The sequence below is a fragment of the Priestia iocasae genome (assembly GCF_016909075.1).
GTDB lineage: Bacteria > Bacillota > Bacilli > Bacillales > Bacillaceae_H > Priestia > Priestia iocasae.
Map to the genome: position 1 here is coordinate 1,025,948 of NZ_JAFBFC010000001.1, position 22,997 is coordinate 1,048,944.

At 38.2% G+C, this 22,997-nt stretch carries 20 protein-coding genes, 1 riboswitch and 1 other annotated feature; of the genes, 15 read left to right on the top strand and 5 right to left on the bottom strand.

Annotated features, from left to right (window positions below; translation table 11 throughout):
• The first annotated feature begins 12 nt into the window (after positions 1-12).
• The 4 genes from JOC83_RS05140 (at position 13) to JOC83_RS05155 (ending at position 4,764) form a co-directional block, all read left to right on the top strand.
• Positions 13-1,200, top strand: coding sequence for a CaiB/BaiF CoA transferase family protein (locus JOC83_RS05140; protein WP_205184641.1), 1,188 nt, complete (start codon positions 13-15; stop codon positions 1,198-1,200).
• Positions 1,201-1,247: 47 nt separating this feature from the next.
• Entirely contained in the window at positions 1,248-2,765 is a 1,518-nt protein-coding gene (locus tag JOC83_RS05145) for a class I adenylate-forming enzyme family protein (protein ID WP_205184643.1), read from the top strand.
• A gap of 61 nt (positions 2,766-2,826) precedes the next feature.
• On the top strand, positions 2,827-3,978 hold the full coding sequence (locus JOC83_RS05150; protein WP_205184645.1) for a thiolase family protein: 1,152 nt from the start codon (positions 2,827-2,829) through the stop codon (positions 3,976-3,978).
• Positions 3,979-3,993: 15 nt separating this feature from the next.
• Complete coding sequence (locus JOC83_RS05155) at positions 3,994-4,764, top strand: 3-hydroxyacyl-CoA dehydrogenase (protein WP_205184647.1); 771 nt, start codon at positions 3,994-3,996, stop codon at positions 4,762-4,764.
• 43 nt (positions 4,765-4,807) lie between these two features.
• On the opposite strand, the gene JOC83_RS05160 is transcribed toward JOC83_RS05155, so the two are convergent.
• Positions 4,808-5,389: a cell wall hydrolase gene (locus JOC83_RS05160; RefSeq protein WP_205184649.1), complete on the bottom strand. Its 582-nt coding sequence runs from the start codon at positions 5,387-5,389 to the stop codon at positions 4,808-4,810.
• A gap of 136 nt (positions 5,390-5,525) precedes the next feature.
• Positions 5,526-6,926 carry a cardiolipin synthase gene (gene cls, locus JOC83_RS05165; RefSeq protein ID WP_239583375.1) on the bottom strand — a complete coding sequence of 467 codons (1,401 nt, stop codon included), beginning with the start codon at positions 6,924-6,926 and terminating at the stop codon, positions 5,526-5,528.
• A 236-nt stretch (positions 6,927-7,162) separates the two neighbouring features.
• Here cls and JOC83_RS05170 point away from each other — a divergent pair, with 236 nt between their 5' ends.
• From JOC83_RS05170 to JOC83_RS05190, 5 genes are all read left to right on the top strand, one after another.
• Positions 7,163-8,191, top strand: a complete 1,029-nt coding sequence (locus JOC83_RS05170) for a LacI family DNA-binding transcriptional regulator (protein WP_205184654.1) — start codon at positions 7,163-7,165, stop codon at positions 8,189-8,191.
• 93 nt (positions 8,192-8,284) lie between these two features.
• A complete protein-coding gene (locus JOC83_RS05175) occupies positions 8,285-9,010 on the top strand; it encodes a ThuA domain-containing protein (protein ID WP_205184656.1) in 726 nt (241 codons plus the stop codon).
• Between the two features lie 144 nt (positions 9,011-9,154).
• The gene (locus JOC83_RS05180) at positions 9,155-10,180 is read left to right on the top strand and encodes a Gfo/Idh/MocA family protein (protein WP_205184658.1); all 1,026 of its coding nucleotides are present in this window, start codon (positions 9,155-9,157) and stop codon (positions 10,178-10,180) included.
• 16 nt (positions 10,181-10,196) lie between these two features.
• Positions 10,197-11,231 carry a Gfo/Idh/MocA family protein gene (locus JOC83_RS05185; protein ID WP_205184660.1) on the top strand — a complete coding sequence of 345 codons (1,035 nt, stop codon included), beginning with the start codon at positions 10,197-10,199 and terminating at the stop codon, positions 11,229-11,231.
• 14 nt (positions 11,232-11,245) lie between these two features.
• Positions 11,246-12,214, top strand: coding sequence for a sugar phosphate isomerase/epimerase family protein (locus tag JOC83_RS05190; protein ID WP_205184662.1), 969 nt, complete (start codon positions 11,246-11,248; stop codon positions 12,212-12,214).
• A 135-nt stretch (positions 12,215-12,349) separates the two neighbouring features.
• Here JOC83_RS05190 and JOC83_RS05195 read toward each other — a convergent pair whose 3' ends face one another.
• Positions 12,350-12,946: a DNA-3-methyladenine glycosylase gene (locus JOC83_RS05195; protein ID WP_205184878.1), complete on the bottom strand. Its 597-nt coding sequence runs from the start codon at positions 12,944-12,946 to the stop codon at positions 12,350-12,352.
• A gap of 219 nt (positions 12,947-13,165) precedes the next feature.
• Here JOC83_RS05195 and JOC83_RS05200 point away from each other — a divergent pair, with 219 nt between their 5' ends.
• From JOC83_RS05200 to brnQ, 5 genes are all read left to right on the top strand, one after another.
• Positions 13,166-14,956, top strand: coding sequence for an N-acetylmuramoyl-L-alanine amidase family protein (locus tag JOC83_RS05200; RefSeq protein ID WP_205184664.1), 1,791 nt, complete (start codon positions 13,166-13,168; stop codon positions 14,954-14,956).
• A gap of 67 nt (positions 14,957-15,023) precedes the next feature.
• Positions 15,024-15,133: riboswitch (TPP riboswitch) on the top strand.
• 81 nt (positions 15,134-15,214) lie between these two features.
• Positions 15,215-16,030, top strand: coding sequence for a hydroxyethylthiazole kinase (gene thiM / locus JOC83_RS05205; protein WP_205184666.1), 816 nt, complete (start codon positions 15,215-15,217; stop codon positions 16,028-16,030).
• Between the two features lie 5 nt (positions 16,031-16,035).
• The gene (thiD, locus tag JOC83_RS05210) at positions 16,036-16,845 is read left to right on the top strand and encodes a bifunctional hydroxymethylpyrimidine kinase/phosphomethylpyrimidine kinase (protein ID WP_205184668.1); all 810 of its coding nucleotides are present in this window, start codon (positions 16,036-16,038) and stop codon (positions 16,843-16,845) included.
• Positions 16,846-16,858: 13 nt separating this feature from the next.
• Positions 16,859-17,527 (top strand): thiamine phosphate synthase, encoded by a 669-nt coding sequence (thiE, locus tag JOC83_RS05215; protein ID WP_205184671.1) that lies wholly within the window; start codon positions 16,859-16,861, stop codon positions 17,525-17,527.
• Positions 17,528-17,584: 57 nt separating this feature from the next.
• Positions 17,585-17,844 (top strand) — a binding site (T-box leader).
• 104 nt (positions 17,845-17,948) lie between these two features.
• Complete coding sequence (gene brnQ / locus JOC83_RS05220; protein WP_205184674.1) at positions 17,949-19,286, top strand: branched-chain amino acid transport system II carrier protein; 1,338 nt, start codon at positions 17,949-17,951, stop codon at positions 19,284-19,286.
• A 102-nt stretch (positions 19,287-19,388) separates the two neighbouring features.
• On the opposite strand, the gene JOC83_RS05225 is transcribed toward brnQ, so the two are convergent.
• On the bottom strand, positions 19,389-20,738 hold the full coding sequence (locus JOC83_RS05225; RefSeq protein WP_205184678.1) for an amino acid permease: 1,350 nt from the start codon (positions 20,736-20,738) through the stop codon (positions 19,389-19,391).
• Between the two features lie 205 nt (positions 20,739-20,943).
• Positions 20,944-21,933 (bottom strand): LacI family DNA-binding transcriptional regulator, encoded by a 990-nt coding sequence (locus JOC83_RS05230; RefSeq protein WP_205184680.1) that lies wholly within the window; start codon positions 21,931-21,933, stop codon positions 20,944-20,946.
• A 106-nt stretch (positions 21,934-22,039) separates the two neighbouring features.
• On the opposite strand from JOC83_RS05230, the gene JOC83_RS05235 reads away from it, so the two are divergent.
• Positions 22,040-22,891 (top strand): HAD-IIB family hydrolase, encoded by an 852-nt coding sequence (locus JOC83_RS05235; RefSeq protein WP_205184682.1) that lies wholly within the window; start codon positions 22,040-22,042, stop codon positions 22,889-22,891.
• Positions 22,892-22,997: the final 106 nt, after the last annotated feature.

Sequence of the window (22,997 nt, forward strand, 5' to 3'; positions counted from 1 at the left end):
GGAGGAGTTTTATTGCTCAAGTCGTTAAAAGTCCTTGATTTTTCACGGTTGTTACCAGGCCCATACGCCACGATGATGCTTGCTGATTTAGGGGCTGAGATTTTAAAAATAGAGTCACCATCCATTCCTGATTTAATTCGAACAGAACCACCTTTCGATGGAGAAGAAGCTGCTGCACATCACTATTTAAGTCGTTCTAAGCAGTCAATGACACTTGATTTAAAACAAAGAGAAGCAATCAATCTTGTAAAGGAACTCATTCAAGATTATGACGTGTTAATAGAAGGTTTTCGACCGGGGGTAATGGAGCGACTCGGGTTGGATTATGAAACATTAAAGGAAGTTAACCCACGTTTAATTTATTGTTCTTTAACAAGTTTTGGTCAAACAGGTCCTTATCGTGATCGGCCAGGTCATGATAATAACTTTTTAGCGCTATCAGGAGCTCTTCATTATTCAAGGCGTCAATTAGAACCACCTGTTACAATGGGTATTCAAGTTGGGGATGTAGCAGGTGGATCACTACACACCGTCATCGGTATTTTAGCCGCCGTCATCCATCGAGAGCAAACGGGAAAAGGGCAGTACGTTGATGTAAGCATGACGGATGCAACGTTTGCCTTAAATGCTTTATATGGTTCAGCCTACTTAGCATGTGATGTAGAGCCAGAACCAGAACGACAGCTATTAAACGGTGGAACCTTTTATGATTATTATGAAACGAAAGATGGACGATTTTTTTCTGTCGGTAGCTTAGAGCCTTCATTTCGAAAAAAGCTATGTGAAGCATTAGGGTTGAATAATCAGCTAGATCTTGCGTTTAGTCGCCAACCTCAAGATGAGATTTCATTCAAGTATGAAGTTAGGCAAGCATTTTTAAAGAAAGACTTTAATGAATGGCTGAGAATCTTTGAGAGCGTTGAAGCTTGTGTTGAGCCTGTTCTAACGTTTTCAGAAGCTTGTCATCATGAGCAAATTCAAGCGCGTAACATGATAGTTAAAGTGCAAAAGCAAGATGGTTCATCACAAAAGCAATTAGCGCATCCCATTAAATTTAGCGAGTTTCAACCTTTGTATAACCAAGTAGGAAAGAGGGTAGGAGAAGACACAGTGAAGGTACTTGAAAAACTCGGTTATACACAACAACAGATTGAAGTACTACAACAAAAAGGCGTATTCGGAACAGTCTCAACGAAGTAAAGTCAAGTAAGGATGCATTCCATTTTTCATAAATAGGGGGATATAGGATGAATATTGGGAGTTATGTGGCGTTAAACGCAAGAAGACATCCGAAAAAGTGGGCTTTAACTTGTGAAGAGCGAGTGTATACGTATGAACAGTTTAATCAAAAAGTGAATCATTTCGCATGGGGTCTTTTGAATCTCGGTGTAAAAAAAGGTGAAAAAGTTGCGTTATTTATGACAAACTCTGATTACTTTGCCATTAGTTATTTTGCCATTCTTAAAATTGGGGCGGTGGCTGTACCAGTTAATTTCCGATTAGTTTCAAGAGAGGTTCATTACATTTTAAATCAGTCCGAAACAGCAGTCATTATTTGTGATGTAGAGTTAAAAAGTGTGATTGAACAGGCAAGAGAAGGAGTTCGTTCTGTACGAAGAGTCATTACTGCTGGAAATGGTGAAGGTGCTGATTTTCAAATGGTGATGAAGGAAATTGATGACGAACCAAATATCGATGTCAGCAGTACAGACGATGCCCATATTATTTATACGTCTGGAACGACCGGCCATCCGAAAGGTGCTGTATTTGATCACGAGCGCGTATTGAAAGTAGCAATTGGCATTTCAGGTGTGTTAGGTCTTCAAGTCGAAGATCGTCTTTTACATGTAGCACCATTGTTTCATTGTGCACAGCTTTGTTTATTTTTAATTCCAGGCTTTTTCTTAGGTACAAGTCACGTTATTCAGCGTGAATTTCACCCAGTTGAAGTACTGAAAAATATTGATACACATAAAATTTCACTGTTTTTTGGAGTGCCAACGATGTATAACTATTTATTTCAAGTACCTAATGTTGAAAATTATAACCTTTCATCTATTAAACGTTGCTGTTATGGAGCAGCCCCGATGGCACCAGAACTAGTGAAAAAAAGCATGAATGTGTTTCAAACAAAGCAGTTTTATAACTTATGTGGCTTAACGGAAGGTGGACCAACAGGTATCTATTTAACGCCAGAAGACCATCAAAAGCACTTAGGTAAATCCGGTAAGACACCACTCTTATTTACAGAAGTGAACGTTGTGAACATCAAAGGACAAGAGGTCGTACCTGGCGAAGTAGGAGAGCTCATTCTACGCGGTGAAACAATTATGAAAGAGTACTACAAAAAACCAAAAGAAACAGAAGATGCATTGCAAGATGGATGGTTATTTACAGGAGATTTAGCAACAAAAGACGAAGAAGGCTATATCACACTCGTCGATCGTAAAAAAGACATGATTATTTCGGGTGGTGAAAATGTCTATTCCGTCGAGGTGGAGCATGTTTTATATGAACACCCTAACGTATTAGAAGCAGCTGTTATCGGTACACCTGACCCACAATGGGGAGAAGTTGTGACCGCTGTTGTCGTGGTGAAAGAAGGAGAGTCTCTGATAGAAGAAGAAGTTAAACAGTTATGTCGCAATCAACTTGCTGGTTATAAAGTACCGAAGAAAATAGTCTTTGCTGATCAGCTACCTCGAAATGCATCTGGAAAAATTCAGAAATTTAAGCTTCGAGATACGTTTAACGTACAGGTGTAAAAAGAGCGAGAGGGTGACGAACTCGTCACTCTCTCTACTAACAAACAAGGGGGATGAAAAGATGAGAGAAGTCGTCATTGTCGAAGCAGTACGAACGCCGATTGGGAGAAAAGGTGGAGCGCTAAGTGGAGTTCGACCAGATGATTTAGCGGCAGAAGTGTTACGTGAAGTTGTTAAAAGAGCAAATGTTGATCCGATACATATTGATGATGTGATTATGGGGTGCGTATCGCAAGTAGGTGAACAAGGAGGAGACATTGCAAGAGTGGCAGCTTTGCTAGCAGGATATCCAATTGAAGTGCCAGGCACGACAATTGATCGTCAATGTGGATCGAGTCAGCAAGCGGTTCATTTTGCGGCTCAAGCTATTTTAAGTGGAGATATGGATGTTGTCGTTGCAGCGGGTGTTGAAAGTATGTCGCGAGTTCCAATGTTTTCAAATTTAAAAGGCTCAACGTGGAATGAAAAGTTAATAGCTCGTTTTGGTGCCTTCAATCAAGGGATATCAGCAGAGAAAATTGCTGAGAAATGGGGATTTACACGAGAAAAAATGGATGAGTATTCATTCAATAGTCATATGAGAGCCATTCGAGCTCAAGAAGAAGGGCGATTCGAACGCGAGATTATGCCACTAGAAGTAACGCTATCAGATGGATCGAAAGCAGTTGTAAAAACAGATGAAGGTCCACGAAAAAATACATCAATTGATAAATTAAATGCATTACATCCAGTTTTTTTAGAAGAGGGTAAAATTCATCCGGGAAATGCGAGTCAAATTAGTGATGGAGCGGCTGCTTTATTGTTAATGTCAAAAGAAAAGGCAGAGGAATTAGGAGTAAAGCCGCGCTTTAAAATTGTCACACGTACGGTTGTAGGCTCTGATCCAGAACTCATGCTAACAGGACCTATCCCAGCGACTGAAAAAGCTTTGAAAAAAGCGGGATTAACAATCGATGATATGGATGTATATGAAGTCAACGAAGCATTTGCGCCAGTGCCTCTAGCTTGGTTAGAAGAGTTAAAAGCAAATCCTGAAAAATTAAATCCAAACGGAGGAGCAATTGCACTTGGTCATCCATTAGGGGCGAGCGGAGCGCGTGTCATGGTTACGCTTATTCATGAATTAGAACGAACGGGTGGAACTTATGGATTACAAGCAATTTGTGAAGGACACGGAATGGCAAATGCAACGATTATTGAACGATTAGATTAACGAGGGGGAGAGAAAATGAAAGTAAATGAATGCGTAGCAGTTGTGACAGGTGGAAGTTCAGGTTTAGGAGAAGGAACGGTACGAAAGGTTGTGGAAAGTGGCGGGAAAGTCGCGATTTTCGATTTAGCAGAGGAAAAAGGAAAAGAGATTGTAGAGCAACTGGGCAGTGATCAAGTGATATTTATGAAAGTAGATGTTACCAATGAAGAAAGCGTAAAAATGGGGCTAGAACAAGTAAAGAAAGTATTTGGCTACGTGAACGTTGTCGTCAATTGCGCCGGTATTGCCATTGCGAAGAAAGTCATCAATAAAGATGAGCCACATGATTTATCACTTTTTAACAAAGTTATTCAAGTGAATTTAATAGGAACATTTAATGTGATTCGACTTGCATCAGATATGATGAGTCAAAATGAACAGAATGAACATGGAGAGCGCGGTGTCATTATTAATACAGCATCTGTGGCAGCATTTGAAGGGCAAATTGGACAAGCAGCCTACAGCGCTTCCAAAGGTGGAGTGGTAGGTATGACATTACCAATTGCGCGAGAACTCGCTCGATTTGGCATTCGTCATATGTCAATTGCACCCGGTTTATTTGAAACACCGATGTTTGCAACACTTCCAGAAAAAGCAAGAGCAGCGCTTGGTGAAATGGTGCCATTTCCCTCACGATTAGGTCAGCCTGCTGAATATGCAATGCTTGTTCAAAGCATAATTGAAAATCCAATGTTAAATGGAGAAGTCATTCGCCTTGATGGAGCTGTTCGTTTTCAACCGAAGTAAATAAGAAAAGAGGCTGTTCAGAAGACAGCCTCTTTGTAACGTATTATTTAGCAAATACGTGATCACCAATTGTTGTGGTTACTTCTTTTTGACGTAACCATTGATCACTTGTTTTATCAGGATTAAAGAAGAATAATGAATCGTTACCTAGTCCTTTAAATGCAAGTGCCTCATTTACTGCTTTCTTTGCATCTTCACTTGCTGGGTTATTAATTTGCCCATTTGCAACAGGTGTAAACTGAATACCATCGTCTTGGTGAATAACCGTATGAATAGAATCTGGGAATTGATCACTTTCTACACGATTTAATACAACTGAAGCAACGGCTACTTTACCTGCGTACGATTCACCCTCAGCTTCAGCTTGTACTAAACGCGCTAATAAGTCTTTTTCATAATCACTAATTGTCGTTGGGATCGTTAATGTTTCATTAACTGACAGATTGTTTCCTTTTTTATCGTTAGCCTCTTTTAATTCTGTTATCGGTACGCCATGTTCGATACCAATTTTGTAAAGAGACTCTCCTTCTTTTACAACGTGTGTATTACTTTCTGCACTAGCTGTTTGTTGTATACCGATCACCGGAATAACAAGTGCACTTACCATTAACATTTTCTTAAGCATCTAGAAAAAACCTCCTATAGCTTTTAAGCTGTTTTTGTTGAGCGCATGTATACAGGTTAACAGCTGTAAAGTAGGATGTCATTGCTTAAAAAGTGGTACAGTAGGATATCATTTCCTTATCATAAAACAGTAAAAATTAGAGAATAGGAGAAAGCAACCTTGAAATTGATTCTTTAAAGCGAATGAGAAGTCGACGCTGTTCATAAGCATCTCGTGTTAAGAGTGTAGAATCATTCATATCCTTTTCAAACACACATGTAAGCTGATGAGTAAGAGATGAGTCATAAAGGAATGCATTTACTTCAAAATTCAACCGAAAGCTTCTCATGTCAATGTTAGCTGTCCCAACAGACGCTACTTTATTATCGACTACAATCGTTTTTGCATGAAGAAATCCTTTTTCATAAATATAAACTTTTGCGCCGACTTTTAATAATTCACCAATGTGAGAGTAGGTTGCCCAGTACACAAAAGGATGATCTGGTTTGTTTGGAATCATAATTCGAACATCAACACCAGAGAGGGCTGCAATCTTTAGTACATCTAGCAAGGTGTCATCAGGAATAAAATAAGGTGTTTGGATGTATACATAATCTTTTGCTGCTAAAATCATTTTTATATAGCCATTTTTAATTTGTTCTTCTTCTGAGTCAGGTCCACTTGATACAATTTGCATCCCAACCTCACCGATCGATGATAGGGGTGGATAATAATGTTGATGATACGTTATGGCAGAAGAAGATGCATGATTCCAGTCGAGGATAAAGCGCGACTGAATATAGTGAACAGCTGCTCCCAACACTTTTAAATGCGTATCACGCCAGTAACCAAATTTTGGATTTAAGCCTAAATATTCGTCCCCAATGTTGAAGCCACCGATATATCCTATCTTTCCATCAATAATGACGAGTTTACGATGATTACGGTAATTAATACGTAAATTGAAAAGTGGAAACTTTGATGGAAAAAAAGGAGCCACTTCTCCTCCAGCTTTTGTTAATGCTTTAATCAGTTTTCGCTTAAACTTTTTTGATCCCATATCATCATATAATACTTTTACTTGAACACCTTCGTTTGCTTTTTTAACGAGAGCATTTACAAGCTTTGTTCCTAATTCATCTGAGCGAATAATGTAGTAGACGAGATGAATATGGTGGGTTGCTTGCTCGATATCTTGAAGTAACGAATCGAATTTGTCGTGGCCATCTGTGAAAATCTTCACTTCATTATTTTGAGTGAAAATCGCTTCATTATGGACTAAGTTCATCAATACTAAATCTTTATATTCTTCAGCACTTTCATTTAAAAAAGAGAAGCGATGTTCTTTTAATTGCTCCGTTTGTTCAGCAACAGATTGACGTAGGGCAATATAACTTTTTTGATCCCACGTAAAGATTTTTTGTTTACTTAAATTTTGGCCGAAAATTAAATAAAGAATAAATCCCAGTACAGGGATAAAATAAAGAACCATCAACCAAGCCCATGTAGTACTAATGCTACGTCTTTCTAAAAAGATAAGAGTAATGGCTAACAACATATTAAGAATAAATAAAACTAGCAATAAGGCTGTCACAACATTCACAAAATAAACTCCTTTAACAAAAAACTCAAATGCTACTTTATTATAATGCAGGTTGATGTGAGAAGCCAAAATTTGGACTAATTTTGTAAAAGATATAAAATTACAGATAACGCTTACATTTTTTGTTGACCAATGAAACATAATTATATATAATCAACTTGTATTAAGTTAACCGTTTAACCGGAGGAGACATGAATCAAAAAATAACAATCCGTGATGTAGCGAAGTACGCTGGTGTTTCACCTGCAACCGTTTCATATGTACTAAATGGTGTAAAGAAAGTATCGGATGAAACAAAGTACCGAGTTTTGGAAGCGGTTAAAGAACTGAATTATCAGCCGAATTTTACAGCCATTAGTTTATCGAAGCGAAAATCAAATATGATTGGTGTTATGCTTCCGTTAGTAGACGATTCACTTGCTACAATTTTTAAAGAAAATCATTACTATAGTGAAGTAATTAGTGGGATCGAATATGTATCTCGCAAAAATGGATATGATATTTTAATCTCGGGAGCCGGAAATCCAGAAGATTGTAAAAATTGGATCACAAAACGAAATTTAGATGGGTTACTATTTTTAGGTACATTTTCAGAAAATTTATACAAGGAAATGAAAACGCTATCGACTCCAATCGTGCTAATTGATACGTATGAAGAGTATGCAAAACATTATCACAACATTCATGTTGATGATGAATTAGGTGGCTATCTAGCAACCAAGCATTTACTTCAGTTAGGACATCGTTCAATAGGGTTCGTAGCTCATCGCCTAACGAATAGTCCAGTTGATACAAAGCGTTTTATAGGTTATAACAAAGCACTAGCAGAAGCGAACATTTCTGTAAATCAAGAACTAATCTTTGAAGGTCATGATAGCTCGTTTGAAAATGGCTATCGGATGGGTGAAAAAGTGTTAGCTCTTGGTGATAAACTAACAGCAGTTTTCGCTACATCTGATATTTTAGCGTTAGGGATAATGAAAGCATTAAACGAGCATGGAAAGCAAGTACCACATGATTATTCCATTGTTGGATTTGATGATTTAACAATTAGTAACTACTCAACGCCAAGCTTAACGACAGTTAGGCAAGATGTTTTCAAAAAAGGCGTTGTATCAGCAGAAACATTAATTCAAGCTATTGAAGGTAAGATACAAACGTTAGCACGAATTCATTTACCTGTTGAAATTGTAAAGAGGGATTCAACATCGAAGCGTTGAGTATCTTCTTATATGTCAGGTTAACCGGTTCACTAACGATGCAATAAAAAATGAGATTGCTATTTTTATAATAAAAAAGGATAGGTGACAAGTATGGTAAAGGTAACAGTATGGAATGAAAATCGACATGAACAAAAAAATCCAGTGGTAAGAGAAATTTATCCTGAAGGAATTCACGGTGCGATTGCACAATTTTTAACAGAAGCAGGTCTTGACGCTAAAACTGCTACGTTAGATGAGCCACAACACGGATTAACGGATGAAGTTCTAGCAGATACAGACGTACTTGTATGGTGGGGCCACCTTGCGCACGATGAAGTAGCAGATGAAATTGTAAAAAAAGTACAACAACGTGTGCTTGATGGAATGGGGTTAATCGTTCTTCATTCAGGTCACTTCTCAAAAATCTTTAAAACATTAATGGGTACAAGCTGCGACTTAAAATGGCGTGAAGCCGATGAAAAAGAACGCATTTGGGTAGTAGATCCAAGCCATCCAATTGCAGAAGGTATCAGTGAATATATCGAGCTAGAAAAAGAGGAAATGTACGGAGAGCATTTTGATATCCCAGCACCAGATGAGCTTGTTTTTACAAGTTGGTTCGAAGGAGGAGAAATCTTCCGCAGTGGTTGCACGTATAAGCGTGGAAATGGAAGAGTCTTTTATTTCCGACCAGGTCATGAGACATATCCAACATACTACAACAAAGACATCCAGCGTGTCATTATTAACGGCGTAAAATGGGCTGCACCGGTTGACCGCCAACGTCCAGTATACGGAAACGCACAGCCATTAGAGAAGATTGCTGTAAAAAACTAATACAAAGTATGATTTCATTCAAATACTTGCAACGAAATTTAACGACTAGTTGAAAAGATAAACAGAGCCTACGTGAATTAAGTATGAGAAGCCGAGCTCACATTTGATTTCGTATACATTTATTGAAAAAGGGAGAGATTTTTGATGAAAACATTAAAGGTTGGGGTAATTGGTTGCGGAAGTATCGCACAACATCGTCATTTACCGGAGTATCAAGCAAATAAAAATGTAGAGATCGTAGCTGTTTGTGATCCTAATGAAGCGCGTGTAAATGAAATCGCTGCAAAGTATGAAGCAAAAGCTTATACAAATTATGAAGAATTATTAGCAAGCGGTGAAGTTGATGTAGTAAGTGTATGTACACCTAACTATTTACATGCACCTATCTCCATTGCAGCTTTAGAAGCAGGTGTTCACGTATTATGTGAAAAGCCAATGGCTACATCACAAGAAGAAGCAGATGCCATGATTGAAGCAGCAAAGAAAAGCGGGAAGAAATTAATGATTGCACATAATCAACGCTTTGTTCCTTCGCATCAAAAAGCGCGTCAATTAATTGAGAGTGGCGAAATTGGAAAGTTGTATAGCTTCCGTACAGCATTCGGCCACCCGGGGCCAGAGGGCTGGAGCGTAGACGGAAAAGACAGCTGGTTCTTCCGTAAAGAACAAGCATTTATTGGAGCGATGGGTGATTTAGGTGTTCATAAAACAGATTTACTTCGTTATCTACTAGGTGAGGACATTACAGAAGTAGGTGCATTCGTTGAAACAAGTGCAAAAGACTTTGCCGATGTAGATGATAATGCAGTATGTGTTTTAAAAACGGAAAGCGGCGTTGTTGGAACATTAGCAGCTAGCTGGGCGTACACGGCAAAAGAAGATAACTCAACGATTATTTACGGAGAAAAAGCAATTCTTCGCCTGGAAGATCATCCAACGTATTCATTAATTGTTCAATATGCTACTGGTGAAGTTGTGAATTATGAGCTTGGTAAAATTCAATCAAATGATGAAGGTGGACAAAGTAGTTCTCAAGTAGTTGACCACTTCGTAGAGTCAATTCTAACAGACAAAGAGCCATTAATTACAGGCGAAGAAGGTATGAAATCATTAGCTGTTATTTTAGCGGCATTAAAATCAAGCGACACAAAACAAATTACACGAGTATAAGTGATGAGGTGATTTCATGAGTAAACTTCGCATTGGAATGATAGGGGTTGGTGGCATTGCAACGGGCCGCCATATCCCGGCGTTTCAACACTTAGCTGAATTTTGTACGATTACAGCTGTCAGCGACGTGAACGTTGAGCGAGCAAAGGAAGTAGCAACAGCTAATAATATTGAACACGTCTTTGAAGACTATCATGACTTGTTTAAAGAAGTAGATGCTGTATGCATTTGTACACCAAATAAGTTTCATGCAGAAATTACAATTGCAGCGTTTGAAGCGGGTGTTCATGTTCTTTGTGAAAAACCAATGGCACTATCAACGACTGAATGTGAAGCAATGATTGCTGCTGCGAAAAAAGCGAATAAAGTGTTAGCCATTGCGTATCACTATCGCTTTATGAAAGAAGCACAAGCGGCGAAAAAGATGATGGAAGACATTGGAACGCCTTTAGTGACACGAGTTCAAGCATTGCGTCGTCGCAAAGTACCAGGATGGGGTGTATTCACAAACAAATCCCTTCAAGGTGGGGGGAGTTTAATCGACTATGGTTGTCATTTACTTGATTTAGCCATTTGGTTAATGGGAAATCCAAAGCACGTTGAAGTCAGTGGAAGTGCGTACAATGCACTAAGTAAAATGCCAAACCAAGTGAATCAATGGGGAGCGTTTGACCATACGACGTTTGATGTGGATGATCATGTTACAGCTTACATTAAATTTGAGAACGGAGCATCTCTGTTACTTGAAACGTCATGGTCGGCAAATGTAAAAGATGATGCTGAACATGTCAGCATCTCGGGAACAGAAGGTGGCATTAGCGTCTTTCCATTTGAGCTATATACAACGAAAAATGGCATGCTATTAAATAGTGAAGCTGCATGGATTCAAGGAGAAGACAATCCTGGATTGCCGCAGGCGAAAAACTTTATTGATGCCTGTTTAGGAAATGCTGAGTTGATTGTCAAGCCAGAAGAAGCACTTCAAGTGTCGAATATCATTGATCAAATCTATGAAAAAAGCAAAACAGTGCAAAACGTCGCGTTAAATTGAGGGGAGATACAAAGATGAAACTAGGAGTATTTACGGTTTTATTTGCAGATAAATCGTTTGAAGAAATGCTTGATAAGGTGAAGGCAGCGGGATTACATGCAGTTGAAATTGGAACAGGTTGTTACCCAGGGAATAATCACTGTGACTTAGATTTATTGTTAGAAGATGAAGAAGCACGTCAGCAATACATTCAAAAAGTAAAAGAGCGCGATTTAATCATTAGTGCGTTTAGTTGTCACGGTAACCCAATTTCACCAGAGAAAGAATTTGCGAAAGAATCTCATGAAACATTATTAAAAACAATTAAGCTAGCATCATTGTTAGATGTACCAGTTGTCAACTGTTTTTCAGGAACGGCAGGGGATCATGAAGACGCAAAATATCCAAACTGGCCTGTTACACCTTGGCCTAATGAATACGGCGATGTACTAAAATGGCAATGGGAAGAGAAATTAATTCCTTACTGGAAAGAAGTAGGCGATTATGCTAAAGAACATAATGTGAAAATTGGACTTGAGCTTCACGGTGGATTCCTTGTTCATACGCCATATACACTATTAAAGCTACGCGAGGAAACGTGTGATGCAATCGGTGCGAACTTAGATCCAAGTCATTTATGGTGGCAAGGAATTGACCCTGTGGCAGCAATTAAAATTTTAGCAAAAGAAAATGCAATCCACCATTTCCATGCAAAAGATACGTATCTTGATCAAGAAAACATTAACATGTATGGCTTAACAGATATGCAGCCATACGGTAGTGTTCAAACAAGAGCGTGGACATTCCGCTCAGTTGGTTGTGGGCATAGCTTAACAGAGTGGTCTGACATGATGAGTGCATTACGTACGTATGGATATGATTACGTGGTGAGCATTGAACATGAAGATCCAATCATGTCGATTGAAGAAGGATTTAAGCGTGCTGTTAAAAATCTGCAGTCTGTTTTAATTGAAGAATCTCCTTCACAAATGTGGTGGGTATAAAAAAGTTCAGGGAGTTTTCCCTGAACTTTTTTGTTGAGGTGAAAATTAGCGAAAATGAATGAAAAGGAAGGAATTTTGTTAAGAAATAGCGAAAGTGAATACATAAGTGAGATTCGTTTTATCTTGTCATTTTTTCTACTTTGAGACAAAGGCATTGTTTGTTATCCAAAAGCGCCATGGATAATCTTTTGCTTCCCCTGTGTTTGGAATACCAATACGAGGTCCTTGAGAAATAGCTGACGGAGTGATACCACGAGCAATGAACAATGGTGGCATAAAAAAGGTCTTTCCGTAATCGTCCATTGTAATCCCCATTGCTTTTGTCAATTTTCCTGGTCCGCTTGTTAAATTACGTTCAACAGCCGTTTGGCGTCTTTGCATCATTAATTCTTTACCCTTAAAAGGCTGGACCGCGCGAATCAAAACCGCTTCAGGTTGATCGACATTTCCGCTTACAACATTTAATAAGCAATGAGTATGCATGACGTATGTATAGACGTGTCCTGCTTCATGAAACATAATCTCCGTTCGCTTTGTCCGACGGTTGTTAAAGCTATGAGCGGCACGATCATCAGGTCCTATATATGCTTCAGTTTCAACGATAAATCCACTCGTTACACCCTGTTTTGTTTCCTTTATAAGCAAACAGCCGAGTAATGACTTAGCTAATTCAATTGTTGGTTGTTCGTAAAAGTCATGTGTAAGAAGTGTTGGTGCTTCTAATGCTTGCATAGATTGTTCATCTATATGCAAAATGCTCTTTTTCATTTTACAATCACTCTCCAATCTTACCATTAACTTTACTGCTTTTTTATGCCCAAATTCAAATACAATATCAATCTTTTTAAGAAATAACCGATATGAACAGTGTGTAATGAGATGATCAGGCTGACTGACAACGTAATAACGTTTATAAGAAAAGCAAATCTTTTAAAAAGGGAAGGTATCAACATGGCTAAGAAAGCACTTATGTATAGCGTGTGCTGTTCAGCAGTACTCAGCTCTCTAATCGTTCAGGCATCTCCTACTGTTGCTGCTCCTACTCAAGCGACGGTTAAAGCGAATACGCTAAACGTTCGCTCTGAACCTAGTACAAAAGGGACTATTATTGGTAAAATTCAAAAAAATACACGAGTAGAGATAAAAAATGAAAAAGATGGTTGGTCACATGTTGTGTATCAAGGAAAAGCGGGCTGGATTTCATCTACATATGTGCAAAAGCAAAATGTCACATCAACGACTGCACCTTCACAATCTACGTTAGCGTCTGCTGTTGTAAATGCAAGTACACTAAACGTTCGTTCAACACCAAGCACAAATGGTCCAATACTAACAAAATTGCCGAGAAATACGAAAGTAACGATTCTTTCGATAAAGGGTGAATGGTCACAAATTCTTACATCGAGCAATCAAGTAGGCTGGGTGGCGAGTCAATATGTAAAGGGGACTAGCCAAGCAGTACAGCCAGCCACCCCATCTTCATCTAATACAGGAAGTAGCCTAGAAGTAAAGGTCGTGACTGCCAGCTCATTAAATGTCCGCTCATCAGCAAGTACAAGTGGGCAAGTCTTAACGAAAGTAACGAGAAATACAAAAGTTACCGTTCTTTCTGTAAAGGGTGAATGGTCACAAGTTCGTACATCAAACAATCAAGTAGGGTGGGTAGCCAATCAATATTTAGCTTCTACTAATAGCCAACCAACTCAGCCAGCACTTCCGGTTCCAAATCCGGAAAGTGAAGAAGCGAAAATTGTCAGTGCCAGCTCGCTCAATGTTCGTTCTGTACCGAGTACAAATGGACAAATATTGATGTCTTTATTAAAAAACACAGAGGTACATGTGTTAAAAGTAGAGGGAGATTGGACTCGAATCAAAACAAAAGATAATCGAATTGGTTGGGTAGCAAGTCAATACTTAATAGCCAAACAGACAACAAGTCAACCGAATGAGCCATCTGAACAAGCAAAGATAGCGTTTGTAAACGCAAGTTCACTAAACGTTCGAGCTGTGCCAAGTATCAATGGAAATGTGCTCGCGTCTTTGCCAAATCAAACAGAAGTTTACGTCATGAAAGCAAATGGAAATTGGACACAAATTAAAACAAAGAATAATCAAATAGGCTGGGTAGCAAGTCAATACTTGACAACCTCTAATCCGGTTGTAACGCCGACTCCGAATCCTGTTTCTTCTCCATTTTTAAAAGGCGAAACAATCGTGTTAGATGCAGGTCATGGTGGAAAAGACCCAGGTGCAGTAGCAAACGGTATATCTGAGAAAGATGTAACGATGGGTGTAATTAAGCATGTTCAACAAATGCTGCTGTCGGCTGGTGTAAATGTTATTATGACGCGCTCAAATGATACATACCCAACTCTTGGCGGCCGAGTGGATGTGGCGAATAAAAATAAAGCGGATCTCTTTATAAGTATTCATGTAAACGCAGGTCCTCCAAGTGCACAAGGAGCCGAAACGTTTTATGACTCTTCTCGAAATCCAAGAAGCGAAGAAGGAAAAAAATTAGCTGAAGAAATTCAACGTCAACTTGTTTCACTTGTGGGAATGAAGGATCGAAAAGTAAAGGCTGCTGGTTTCCAAGTGATTAAGTATACAAATATGCCAAGTGTTCTTGTTGAGCTTGGATTTGTAACAAACGCATCTGATGCGAAAAAGCTCGCTACACAACAGGAGTTGTACGCGCAAGCTATTGTAAATGGAATTATCATGTATTACGAGAAGCAATAAGAAGCATTATCTATATGTAAAAGCTTGAAAACTTACATAAAAAAGAGTAGACTTCTAATCAATAAGAATTGTATAAATCGGGAGCCAATGGAATTTGGCTGAGAGTACGACTAATCCGTCGTAGACCGTTTGAACCTGTTGGATAATGCCAGCGTAGGGAGTAAGAATGGAATGTCATTAGAAGAACTATGGCCATTTTTAGCACTTTGCGCTTGCAAAGTGCTTTTTTATTTACATATTAATCAGGAGGATAAATACATGGACATTAATCAAGTTATTCGCGTAGTAGAAAATGTTAAACAAAAAACCCCGCTTGTACATAACATCACAAATGTCGTAGTCACAAACTTTACCGCAAATGGGCTATTAGCGTTAGGAGCATCACCAGTTATGGCCTATGCAAAAGAAGAAGTAGAAGATATGGCGAAAATTTCTAGGGCGCTTGTGTTAAACATTGGGACATTGAATGAGACAGAAGTGGAAGCGATGATTCTTGCTGGTAAATCTGCAAATGCACACGGTGTACCGATTGTGTTTGATCCTGTTGGAGCGGGTGCTACATCATATCGAACAAAAACTGCGCAACGTATTGTGGAAGAGTTGGATATTACAGTGTTAAGAGGGAATGCAGCAGAAGTAGCCAATGTAATGGGTGAGCAATGGCTTATTAAAGGTGTTGATGCTGGAGAAGGTCATGGTGATCTCGTTTCACTTGCAGAATCAGCGGCTAAGCAATTAAAAACGGTTGTTGTCATAACAGGAAAACAAGACATCATCACAGATGGCGTAACGACTTACATTGTTCATAATGGCCATGTTTTATCAACGAAAGTGACAGGGGCAGGTTGTTTATTAAGTGCAGTAGTAGGGGCATGTATAGGGGTAGAAGAAAATCCATTAACGGCAGCTGTGTCAGCCGTCTCTTCCTATGGAGTTGCAGCAGAACTAGCTGCAATGAAAAAAGAGAAAGAGGGACCAGGTAGTTTTCAAGTCGAATTTTTAAATCAACTTTCTCATCTGTCTGCACAGCATATCAAACAGTATGCATCAATTGAAAAGAAAGAGAGTGTGTGAGGACTATGACAACATATAAAGCATTAACAATTGCGGGATCAGATAGTGGTGGAGGAGCTGGGATTCAAGCAGATTTAAAAACATTTCAAGAATTAAAAGCTTATGGAATGTCAGCCATAACGGCTGTAACGGCTCAAAACACATTAGGTGTGCAAGATGTGTATCCGATGAGTGTGGCAGCAGTTGAAGCGCAAATTGATTCAATTGGTGCAGATCTTGGAGCTGATGCTGTAAAGACGGGTATGCTATTTAGCAGTGAAATCATTGAAGCGGTAGCCAATAAAATTAAGCAGTATAAGTGGGAGCGCATCGTTGTCGATCCAGTTATGATTGCAAAGGGTGGAGCGTCCTTATTACAGCAACAGGCTGTGCAAGCTTTAAAGGATCATCTACTTCCATTAGCGATGGTGATTACACCGAATATTCCAGAAGCAGAAGTATTAACAGACATGTCCATATCTAATTTAGATGAACGAATGGAAGCTGCCAAAAAGCTTCATAAAATGGGCGTACAGCATGTTGTTATTAAAGGTGGTCATGGAGAAGGAGAAGACCTTGTTGACCTTCTTTATGATGGCCAAGAGTTTTTATATATAACGAGCAAACGAATTCATACGAAAAATACCCACGGAACAGGTTGTACATTTGCGGCTGCTTTAACCGCACAGCTTGCAAAAGGAAGCTCGGTTCGCCAAGCAGTGGTCGTAGCAAAAGATTTCATTCAAGCAGCGATTGAAGAAGACTTGAAGATTGGAAACGGGCATGGTCCAACCAATCACTGGGCCTACCATCATAGACAAAAAGAAAACGCTTGAAGGGAAGGATTAGATGGGGACTATTTCAGTAAATGAGATGAAGACTTTATTACACGTTTATTTTATTATGGGAAGTAACAATTGCTACAATGACCCTAAAGAAGTGCTAACAAAAGCGATTGAAGGTGGGGCAACCCTCTTTCAATTTCGTGAAAAAGGAACCAATGCGTTAGTAGGAAAGGAGAAGGTGTTGTTTGCTAAAGAGTTACAACACATATGCAAACAGTATGGCGTGCCGTTCATCGTTAATGATGACGTGGACTTAGCGATTGAACTCAATGCTGATGGTGTACATATCGGGCAAGACGATGAATCAGCAGGCATAGTGAGAAGACGAATAGGAGAAGGTAAAATACTAGGTGTGTCTACTCATCATTTAGACGAAGTGAAACGAGCAATTGAGCAAGGTGCAGATTATGTAGGGATTGGGCCAGTGTTTGCGACAGTCACCAAAGAAGATGCAAAAGCGGTACGAGGAACCGTGCTTATTCGAGAAGTGAGAGAAAAAGGATTGAGCATTCCAATTGTGGGAATTGGTGGCATTACAGAGCAAAATGCAAAAGTAGTGATGGAAGCTGGTGGAGATGGTGTATCGGTTATTACTGCCATTAGTCAAGCAGAAAATCCACTTGAAACGACCAAGCGCCTAGCAGAGGTAGTATTTTTAAATTCAAAACAATAAATTTTAAAAATTGATAGACAATTCTAATTTATTTGTTATAATGAGTTATATTAAAATAACAATTCGTTGATGAGAACGAGTACGTTGCGAGAGCTGTTCTACAGAGAACTGATGAGTAGCTGAGAATCAGTGTTCAGCACGCAGCCGAATATCCTCTCTGAGAAGATACGCTGAAGATAAAAATAAGTAGGTGTATCCGGCTTCCGCCGTTAACAGGGGCACGTATGAACACGTACGTGGCAGAGTGCTATGTCTTTTGTTAAGTGACATAGAACGAGGGTGGTAACGCGAGAATACATATAAATCTCGTCCCTTTTTAGGGACGAGATTTTTTTATTTTTATAGGTGGTGATTGTAGTGGATAGTGACATTGATATTTTGTATATAAAACGAATGCATAAATGTGCGAGGAGGAATCATCATGAAAACTTTATCCAAAAAAGACACGTTATTTACTAGCTTAATGTTATTCTCATTATTTTTCGGAGCGGGCAATTTAATTTTCCCTCCATTTTTAGGTCAATCTGCTGGAACAGCTTTTTGGCCAGCGATGATTGGGTTTATTCTTTCTGCAGTTGGTCTTCCGATTCTTGGTGTGATTGCAGTAGCAAAATCAGAGGGTCTACACGTATTGGCAAGCCGTGTTCATCCTATGTTTGCGATGGTTTTTACAGTGATTATTTATTTAGCAATTGGTCCACTTTTAGGCATTCCACGAGCAAGTAGTTTAGCATTTGAAATGGGTGTACAACCATTTTTACCAAATGGTATGAAGGGGGCAGGAGCATTATTCCTTTATACATTTGTTTACTTTTGTGTTGCTTATTGGCTCGCGTTAAAACCAGGAAAGCTTGTTGATCGTTTTGGTAAATTGCTGACGCCTCTATTATTAACGTTAATTGTCCTCATCGTGGTACGTGCATTGTTTCATCCATTTGGAGAACCAACTCCACCAGTAAACAGCTATGCGAAGAATCCATTCACAACAGGGTTTTTAGAAGGATACTTCACAATGGACACGATTGCCGCATTGAATTTTGGAATTGTTATTTCGCTTACGTTTAAGCAAATGGGAATGACCGATAAAAAGCAAGTTGTATCATCATCTGTACGTGCAGGTGTTGTTGCTGTCCTGGTGTTAACGTTTATTTATGTCATGCTTGCTTATTTAGGATCGTTACATGGAGGTTCAACTGAAAATGGTGCTCAAACATTAACAGAAATTGTCTTCACGTTATTTGGCCCTGTTGGAGCAGTACTGTTAGGGTTAGTCTTTACATTGGCTTGTTTAACAACCTCTGTTGGATTAGTGACATCATGTAGTCAATATTTTGCTAAAATTGTTCCGGCGTTATCATATCGTATGTGGGTGACTGTCTTTGCTGGATTTAGCTTATTAGTTGCAAATCTAGGCCTAACGAAAATTTTACAGGTTTCGGTTCCAGCTCTTACAGCTATTTATCCCGTTGCCATATTATTAATTGTCTTGTCATTTGTAGATCATTGGTTTGGTGGTCATCGAGCTGTGTATGGTTTTGCTACATTATTTGTTTCGGTTGTAAGTACGACAGATGCCTTGATGCAAGCTGGATTAGATGTCGGGGGGATAGGGAAGTTTGTAAAAAGTCTTCCGTTTTACGAAGTTGGATTTAGCTGGCTTGTTCCGACGGGAGTTGGATTATTGCTTGGGTTAGTATTTAAAATGGTAATACCACATAAATTAACAGACAAACAAATGGAAGGAACGCCAGCGAAGTAACAAAGCCATTCAATTGTATTTGGATTCTTAACGGAAGGCTCTGTGTTAAAAGGGAAAAAGCCCTCTATTTGACACAGAGCCTTCTTTTCTCATTTTAATGATTTATGAGACGTTTTCTTCTTTTTGTTTCCAAACAGATTTCATTTTTAGTAAAACCAATCCGATAAGGCCAACAAATAAAAGGCTAATAAAAAAGCTTGGACGACTGGATTTTTCAATAATGGTGCCGCTAATTGCTAAGACGATAAACACCATGCTTAGAAGCTGTTTCATCTTGTCTCCCGCTGTTAATTCCAGAAGCTTACGTGAAGAGAGTAAAATGAAAAACCAATTGTAAAGCAGCATAAGACCAGCAGCGGTTGTAATGTATTCGTACACTTTTCCCGGCATTAAAAAGGCAGCGAGAATTGAAGCAATAAGCCCAAGGATCGTAAGTCCAAGCGAAGGCAAAGATACTTTCAATTTCCCCTTATTTTTTTTAGCAAATAAAGACGGTGCATCTCCATCTTCAGCAAGTGTGACAAGTAAATTTGTTACAGCGAACATTGAAGCAATCATTGTTGAAAAGCCAGCAATAATAAGGGCAGCGTTAAAAACATGAGGGAAAAAATCAAGGTTATAGTCAGCTAGCGCTGTAACAAATGGGCTTTCTTTTTGATTAAAGGCATCTCTGGATGTTAAGATGATGGCTAGCCCAACTGAAAGGATATAAATAGCTGTTAAAACAATGAGCATTACAGTACCAGATTTAGCAGCTTCTTTTTTTTCTTTTAAATTTATTGCCATAAGCCCCATAATTTCAATTCCACCGAATGCATAAAACGCATAAATGAGTGCTCCCCATAACCCAAATAACCCAGCACCAAAAAAGTCATCAATTGTATTAGGTATATTAATAGAAGGATTGTCTTTTAACACACCAAACACGGCTAAAAGAGCAATAATAATAAACATAACAATAGCACCGATTTTCATTAGAGCAAACACATTTTCTAAACGTTCAAACCCTTTTGTACCAATTAATAGAACGGCAAGCCCTAAAATAGCGTATCCCGAAGCAAACACCCAAAGCGGTAAATTTGGAAACCAGAACTTTGAAAAGATAGAAAGTGCTGTTAGCTGACTTCCCATTATGAGAATTTCTGATAACCAATAAACCCAACCACAGCTGAATCCAGCCCAATGGCCGTAAGCATTTTTTGCATATGCACAAAATGATCCTTTTTGAGGATCATTAGCCGTCATTTTTGCAAGAGTGTTAAATACAATGTAAGTTGAAAAAGCAGCAACAAGAAATGCCAGAAGAGTAGCGAGACCAGCTTTTTTAATTGCAATTCCAGAAGCGAGAAAAAAACCTGTTCCAATAATACAGCCCACTCCAATTAATGACAATTGCCACCACTTTAAATCACCGCTTTCTTTCTTTGAGGCGCTACATGCTGGCTTCTCCATTTCACTGTCTCCTTTAGAGTAACGTTATTCATACGGTTACTAGTGTTTCTTGAAAAAGTGAATTTATGCAAAATAAGAGCTTTACTAAAAGCTACGAGAAGGGAGAAGTCTTTAATGCAACATGCCTTTTCTATCTGCTAATATAACTAAGTTTTAAAGTCAAGGGACGTTTTAGACAAAGTATACTGAGGTACATTATTCTTTTTTATGTTGACTCCCTAATGATTAGCTCAAAAGGTAATTGTATAACTTCTCTTTCAATATTTTCATCATGTTGTATATTTTCTAATATTTTTTGAACAGACTTTCTCCCCAGTTCAAAAATAGGAATTCCAATACTCGTTATAGTAGGGGTGGTCACTTGACAAATTAATTGATTGTCGAAGCCTATTACCGCTAAATCTTTAGGTACATGATAATTCCTACTAATTGCTTCCTTAATGATTCCTGCTGCTACTTGATCACTACCAGTAAAAATGGCCGTTGGCTTCTCTGCCATCCCATCTAATTTCTTAAAAATGTTAAAGCCATCTTTTATATCAAAAGCTCGATCAAATATCCATTCTGTATGAACCAATAAGTTTTCTTCCTTTAATGCTAATGAAAATCCCTTCATTCTTTCTGCTTGAGCTTGACTATAGAAAGTATCAAAGCAAAAACCAATATTAGTATGTCCTCTCTGTATTAAATGCTTTACAGCTATATATGTAGCTTTAAACTCATCATAACAAATGATAGGAATGGGAGCACTTTCATGATATTCATTGCACAATAATATTGGACCATATGCTAGATAGGGCTCTAATGTGGACCATTCATTCTCTAAAGAGCATAAAATGACGCCATCAATTTCTTTGTTTTTAAGTAGATTTATTGTTTCTAGTTCAATTTCTTTCTTATAAAAAGTTTGATAGATAAGTACTTTATAGCCTTGATCAAATGCCTGATTGGATATTCCTTTCGTTAATTGAGAAAAAAATGGATGATCAATACTAGGTATAGAAATAGCAATTGTTCTTGTTTTATTTGTACGTAAGTGCCTTGCTAATGAATTAGGAGAATAATCCAGTTCTTTTATCACATCTAATATCTTTTTGCGCTTTTCTTCAGAAACATAAGGGTGATTATTTAACACTCTAGATACTGTTGTCTTTGATACTTTACAGATTTTTGCTATTTCATCAATGTTAGGCATAAAGTCACTTCCTTAAAAAAATATGTTGACATGTTATCGATTTCACAAATTAATATCTACTTGTAAAATATATCATTACCTTAACAAAATTTGGAGGTAGTATTAAGTGTTCTTAAATAAGATTGGTAAATGTAGACAAGTGAATGAAGTTAAGAATCCTAAATATCTCATATTTTTTGATTTTGATGAAACGTATTATCCACACGAAAGTAATGAATATCGACAGGAAAAGATTCGAGAGTTAGAAAATTATTTATTCAATAAATCATGGCAACAGCAACTTATATTTGGATGGGTTACAGGAAGCAGTATCGAGTCAGTTATAAGGAAAATGGAAAAGGGTAAAATTGAATTATTTCCACATTTTATAGCAAGTAATTTAGGAACTGAAATTACTTATTTTGATGAGAATCACTTGAATATAACGGATTCTGATTGGAATGAGTTGTTAGAACAAACTAAATTTTCAGCTGATAAAGTTGAAAATATTGTAAAAGTACTAAATGATAAGTATGACATCATTTTAGAACCACAAACCAATATAGGTAGTTCACGATTTAAAAAGAATTACTATTATAAAGAACAAACCCTTATCGTGGATGAGAATAACATTGAAAAAATAAGAAAGGTAGCAAAGGAAAACGACATTTTTGTGAATATTAATAGATGTAATCCATTGGCTGGAGATCCGGAGGACAGTTATGATGTAGACTTTATTCCTGTTGGTACAGGCAAAGATAAAATTGTAGAGTTTATGCTTAATAAATACAAAGTTAGCCAAAATGACGCTTTTGCTTTTGGAGATAGTGGAAATGATTTATTGATGCTTAAGTCGGTTACGCATGGCTTCTTAGTGGAGAATGCGACAGAAGAAGCTAAATCAAAACATTCGAAAGTTTCTATCGGTGAATATGCTGAGGGTATTTTAAATACATTACAATCTATCATTGAAGATTGAACTACCCACCCCTTATTGACCTCACGGTCTAATTGAAGTGGGGGATTCCTAAGAACACAAACCTATCGGTTTGTTATTGATTAGGCTATCCCCGCAGTTCCTGCGG

What these genes read in the sequence shown, in the direction of transcription:
- JOC83_RS05145 (WP_205184643.1), top strand. Translation starts at nt 1,248, where the DNA reads ATGAATATTGGGAGTTATGTGGCGTTAAACGCAAGAAGACATCCGAAA.
- JOC83_RS05160 (WP_205184649.1), bottom strand. Translation starts at nt 5,389, where the DNA reads ATGCTTAAGAAAATGTTAATGGTAAGTGCACTTGTTATTCCGGTGATC.
- JOC83_RS05225 (WP_205184678.1), bottom strand. Translation starts at nt 20,738, where the DNA reads ATGGAGAAGCCAGCATGTAGCGCCTCAAAGAAAGAAAGCGGTGATTTA.
- JOC83_RS05155 (WP_205184647.1), top strand. Translation starts at nt 3,994, where the DNA reads ATGAAAGTAAATGAATGCGTAGCAGTTGTGACAGGTGGAAGTTCAGGT.
- cls (WP_239583375.1), bottom strand. Translation starts at nt 6,926, where the DNA reads ATGTTGTTAGCCATTACTCTTATCTTTTTAGAAAGACGTAGCATTAGT.
- JOC83_RS05150 (WP_205184645.1), top strand. Translation starts at nt 2,827, where the DNA reads ATGAGAGAAGTCGTCATTGTCGAAGCAGTACGAACGCCGATTGGGAGA.
- JOC83_RS05200 (WP_205184664.1), top strand. Translation starts at nt 13,166, where the DNA reads ATGGCTAAGAAAGCACTTATGTATAGCGTGTGCTGTTCAGCAGTACTC.
- thiD (WP_205184668.1), top strand. Translation starts at nt 16,036, where the DNA reads ATGACAACATATAAAGCATTAACAATTGCGGGATCAGATAGTGGTGGA.
- thiM (WP_205184666.1), top strand. Translation starts at nt 15,215, where the DNA reads ATGGACATTAATCAAGTTATTCGCGTAGTAGAAAATGTTAAACAAAAA.
- JOC83_RS05175 (WP_205184656.1), top strand. Translation starts at nt 8,285, where the DNA reads ATGGTAAAGGTAACAGTATGGAATGAAAATCGACATGAACAAAAAAAT.
- JOC83_RS05190 (WP_205184662.1), top strand. Translation starts at nt 11,246, where the DNA reads ATGAAACTAGGAGTATTTACGGTTTTATTTGCAGATAAATCGTTTGAA.
- JOC83_RS05170 (WP_205184654.1), top strand. Translation starts at nt 7,163, where the DNA reads ATGAATCAAAAAATAACAATCCGTGATGTAGCGAAGTACGCTGGTGTT.
- JOC83_RS05230 (WP_205184680.1), bottom strand. Translation starts at nt 21,933, where the DNA reads ATGCCTAACATTGATGAAATAGCAAAAATCTGTAAAGTATCAAAGACA.
- brnQ (WP_205184674.1), top strand. Translation starts at nt 17,949, where the DNA reads ATGAAAACTTTATCCAAAAAAGACACGTTATTTACTAGCTTAATGTTA.
- JOC83_RS05195 (WP_205184878.1), bottom strand. Translation starts at nt 12,946, where the DNA reads ATGCAAGCATTAGAAGCACCAACACTTCTTACACATGACTTTTACGAA.
- thiE (WP_205184671.1), top strand. Translation starts at nt 16,859, where the DNA reads ATGGGGACTATTTCAGTAAATGAGATGAAGACTTTATTACACGTTTAT.
- JOC83_RS05180 (WP_205184658.1), top strand. Translation starts at nt 9,155, where the DNA reads ATGAAAACATTAAAGGTTGGGGTAATTGGTTGCGGAAGTATCGCACAA.
- JOC83_RS05185 (WP_205184660.1), top strand. Translation starts at nt 10,197, where the DNA reads ATGAGTAAACTTCGCATTGGAATGATAGGGGTTGGTGGCATTGCAACG.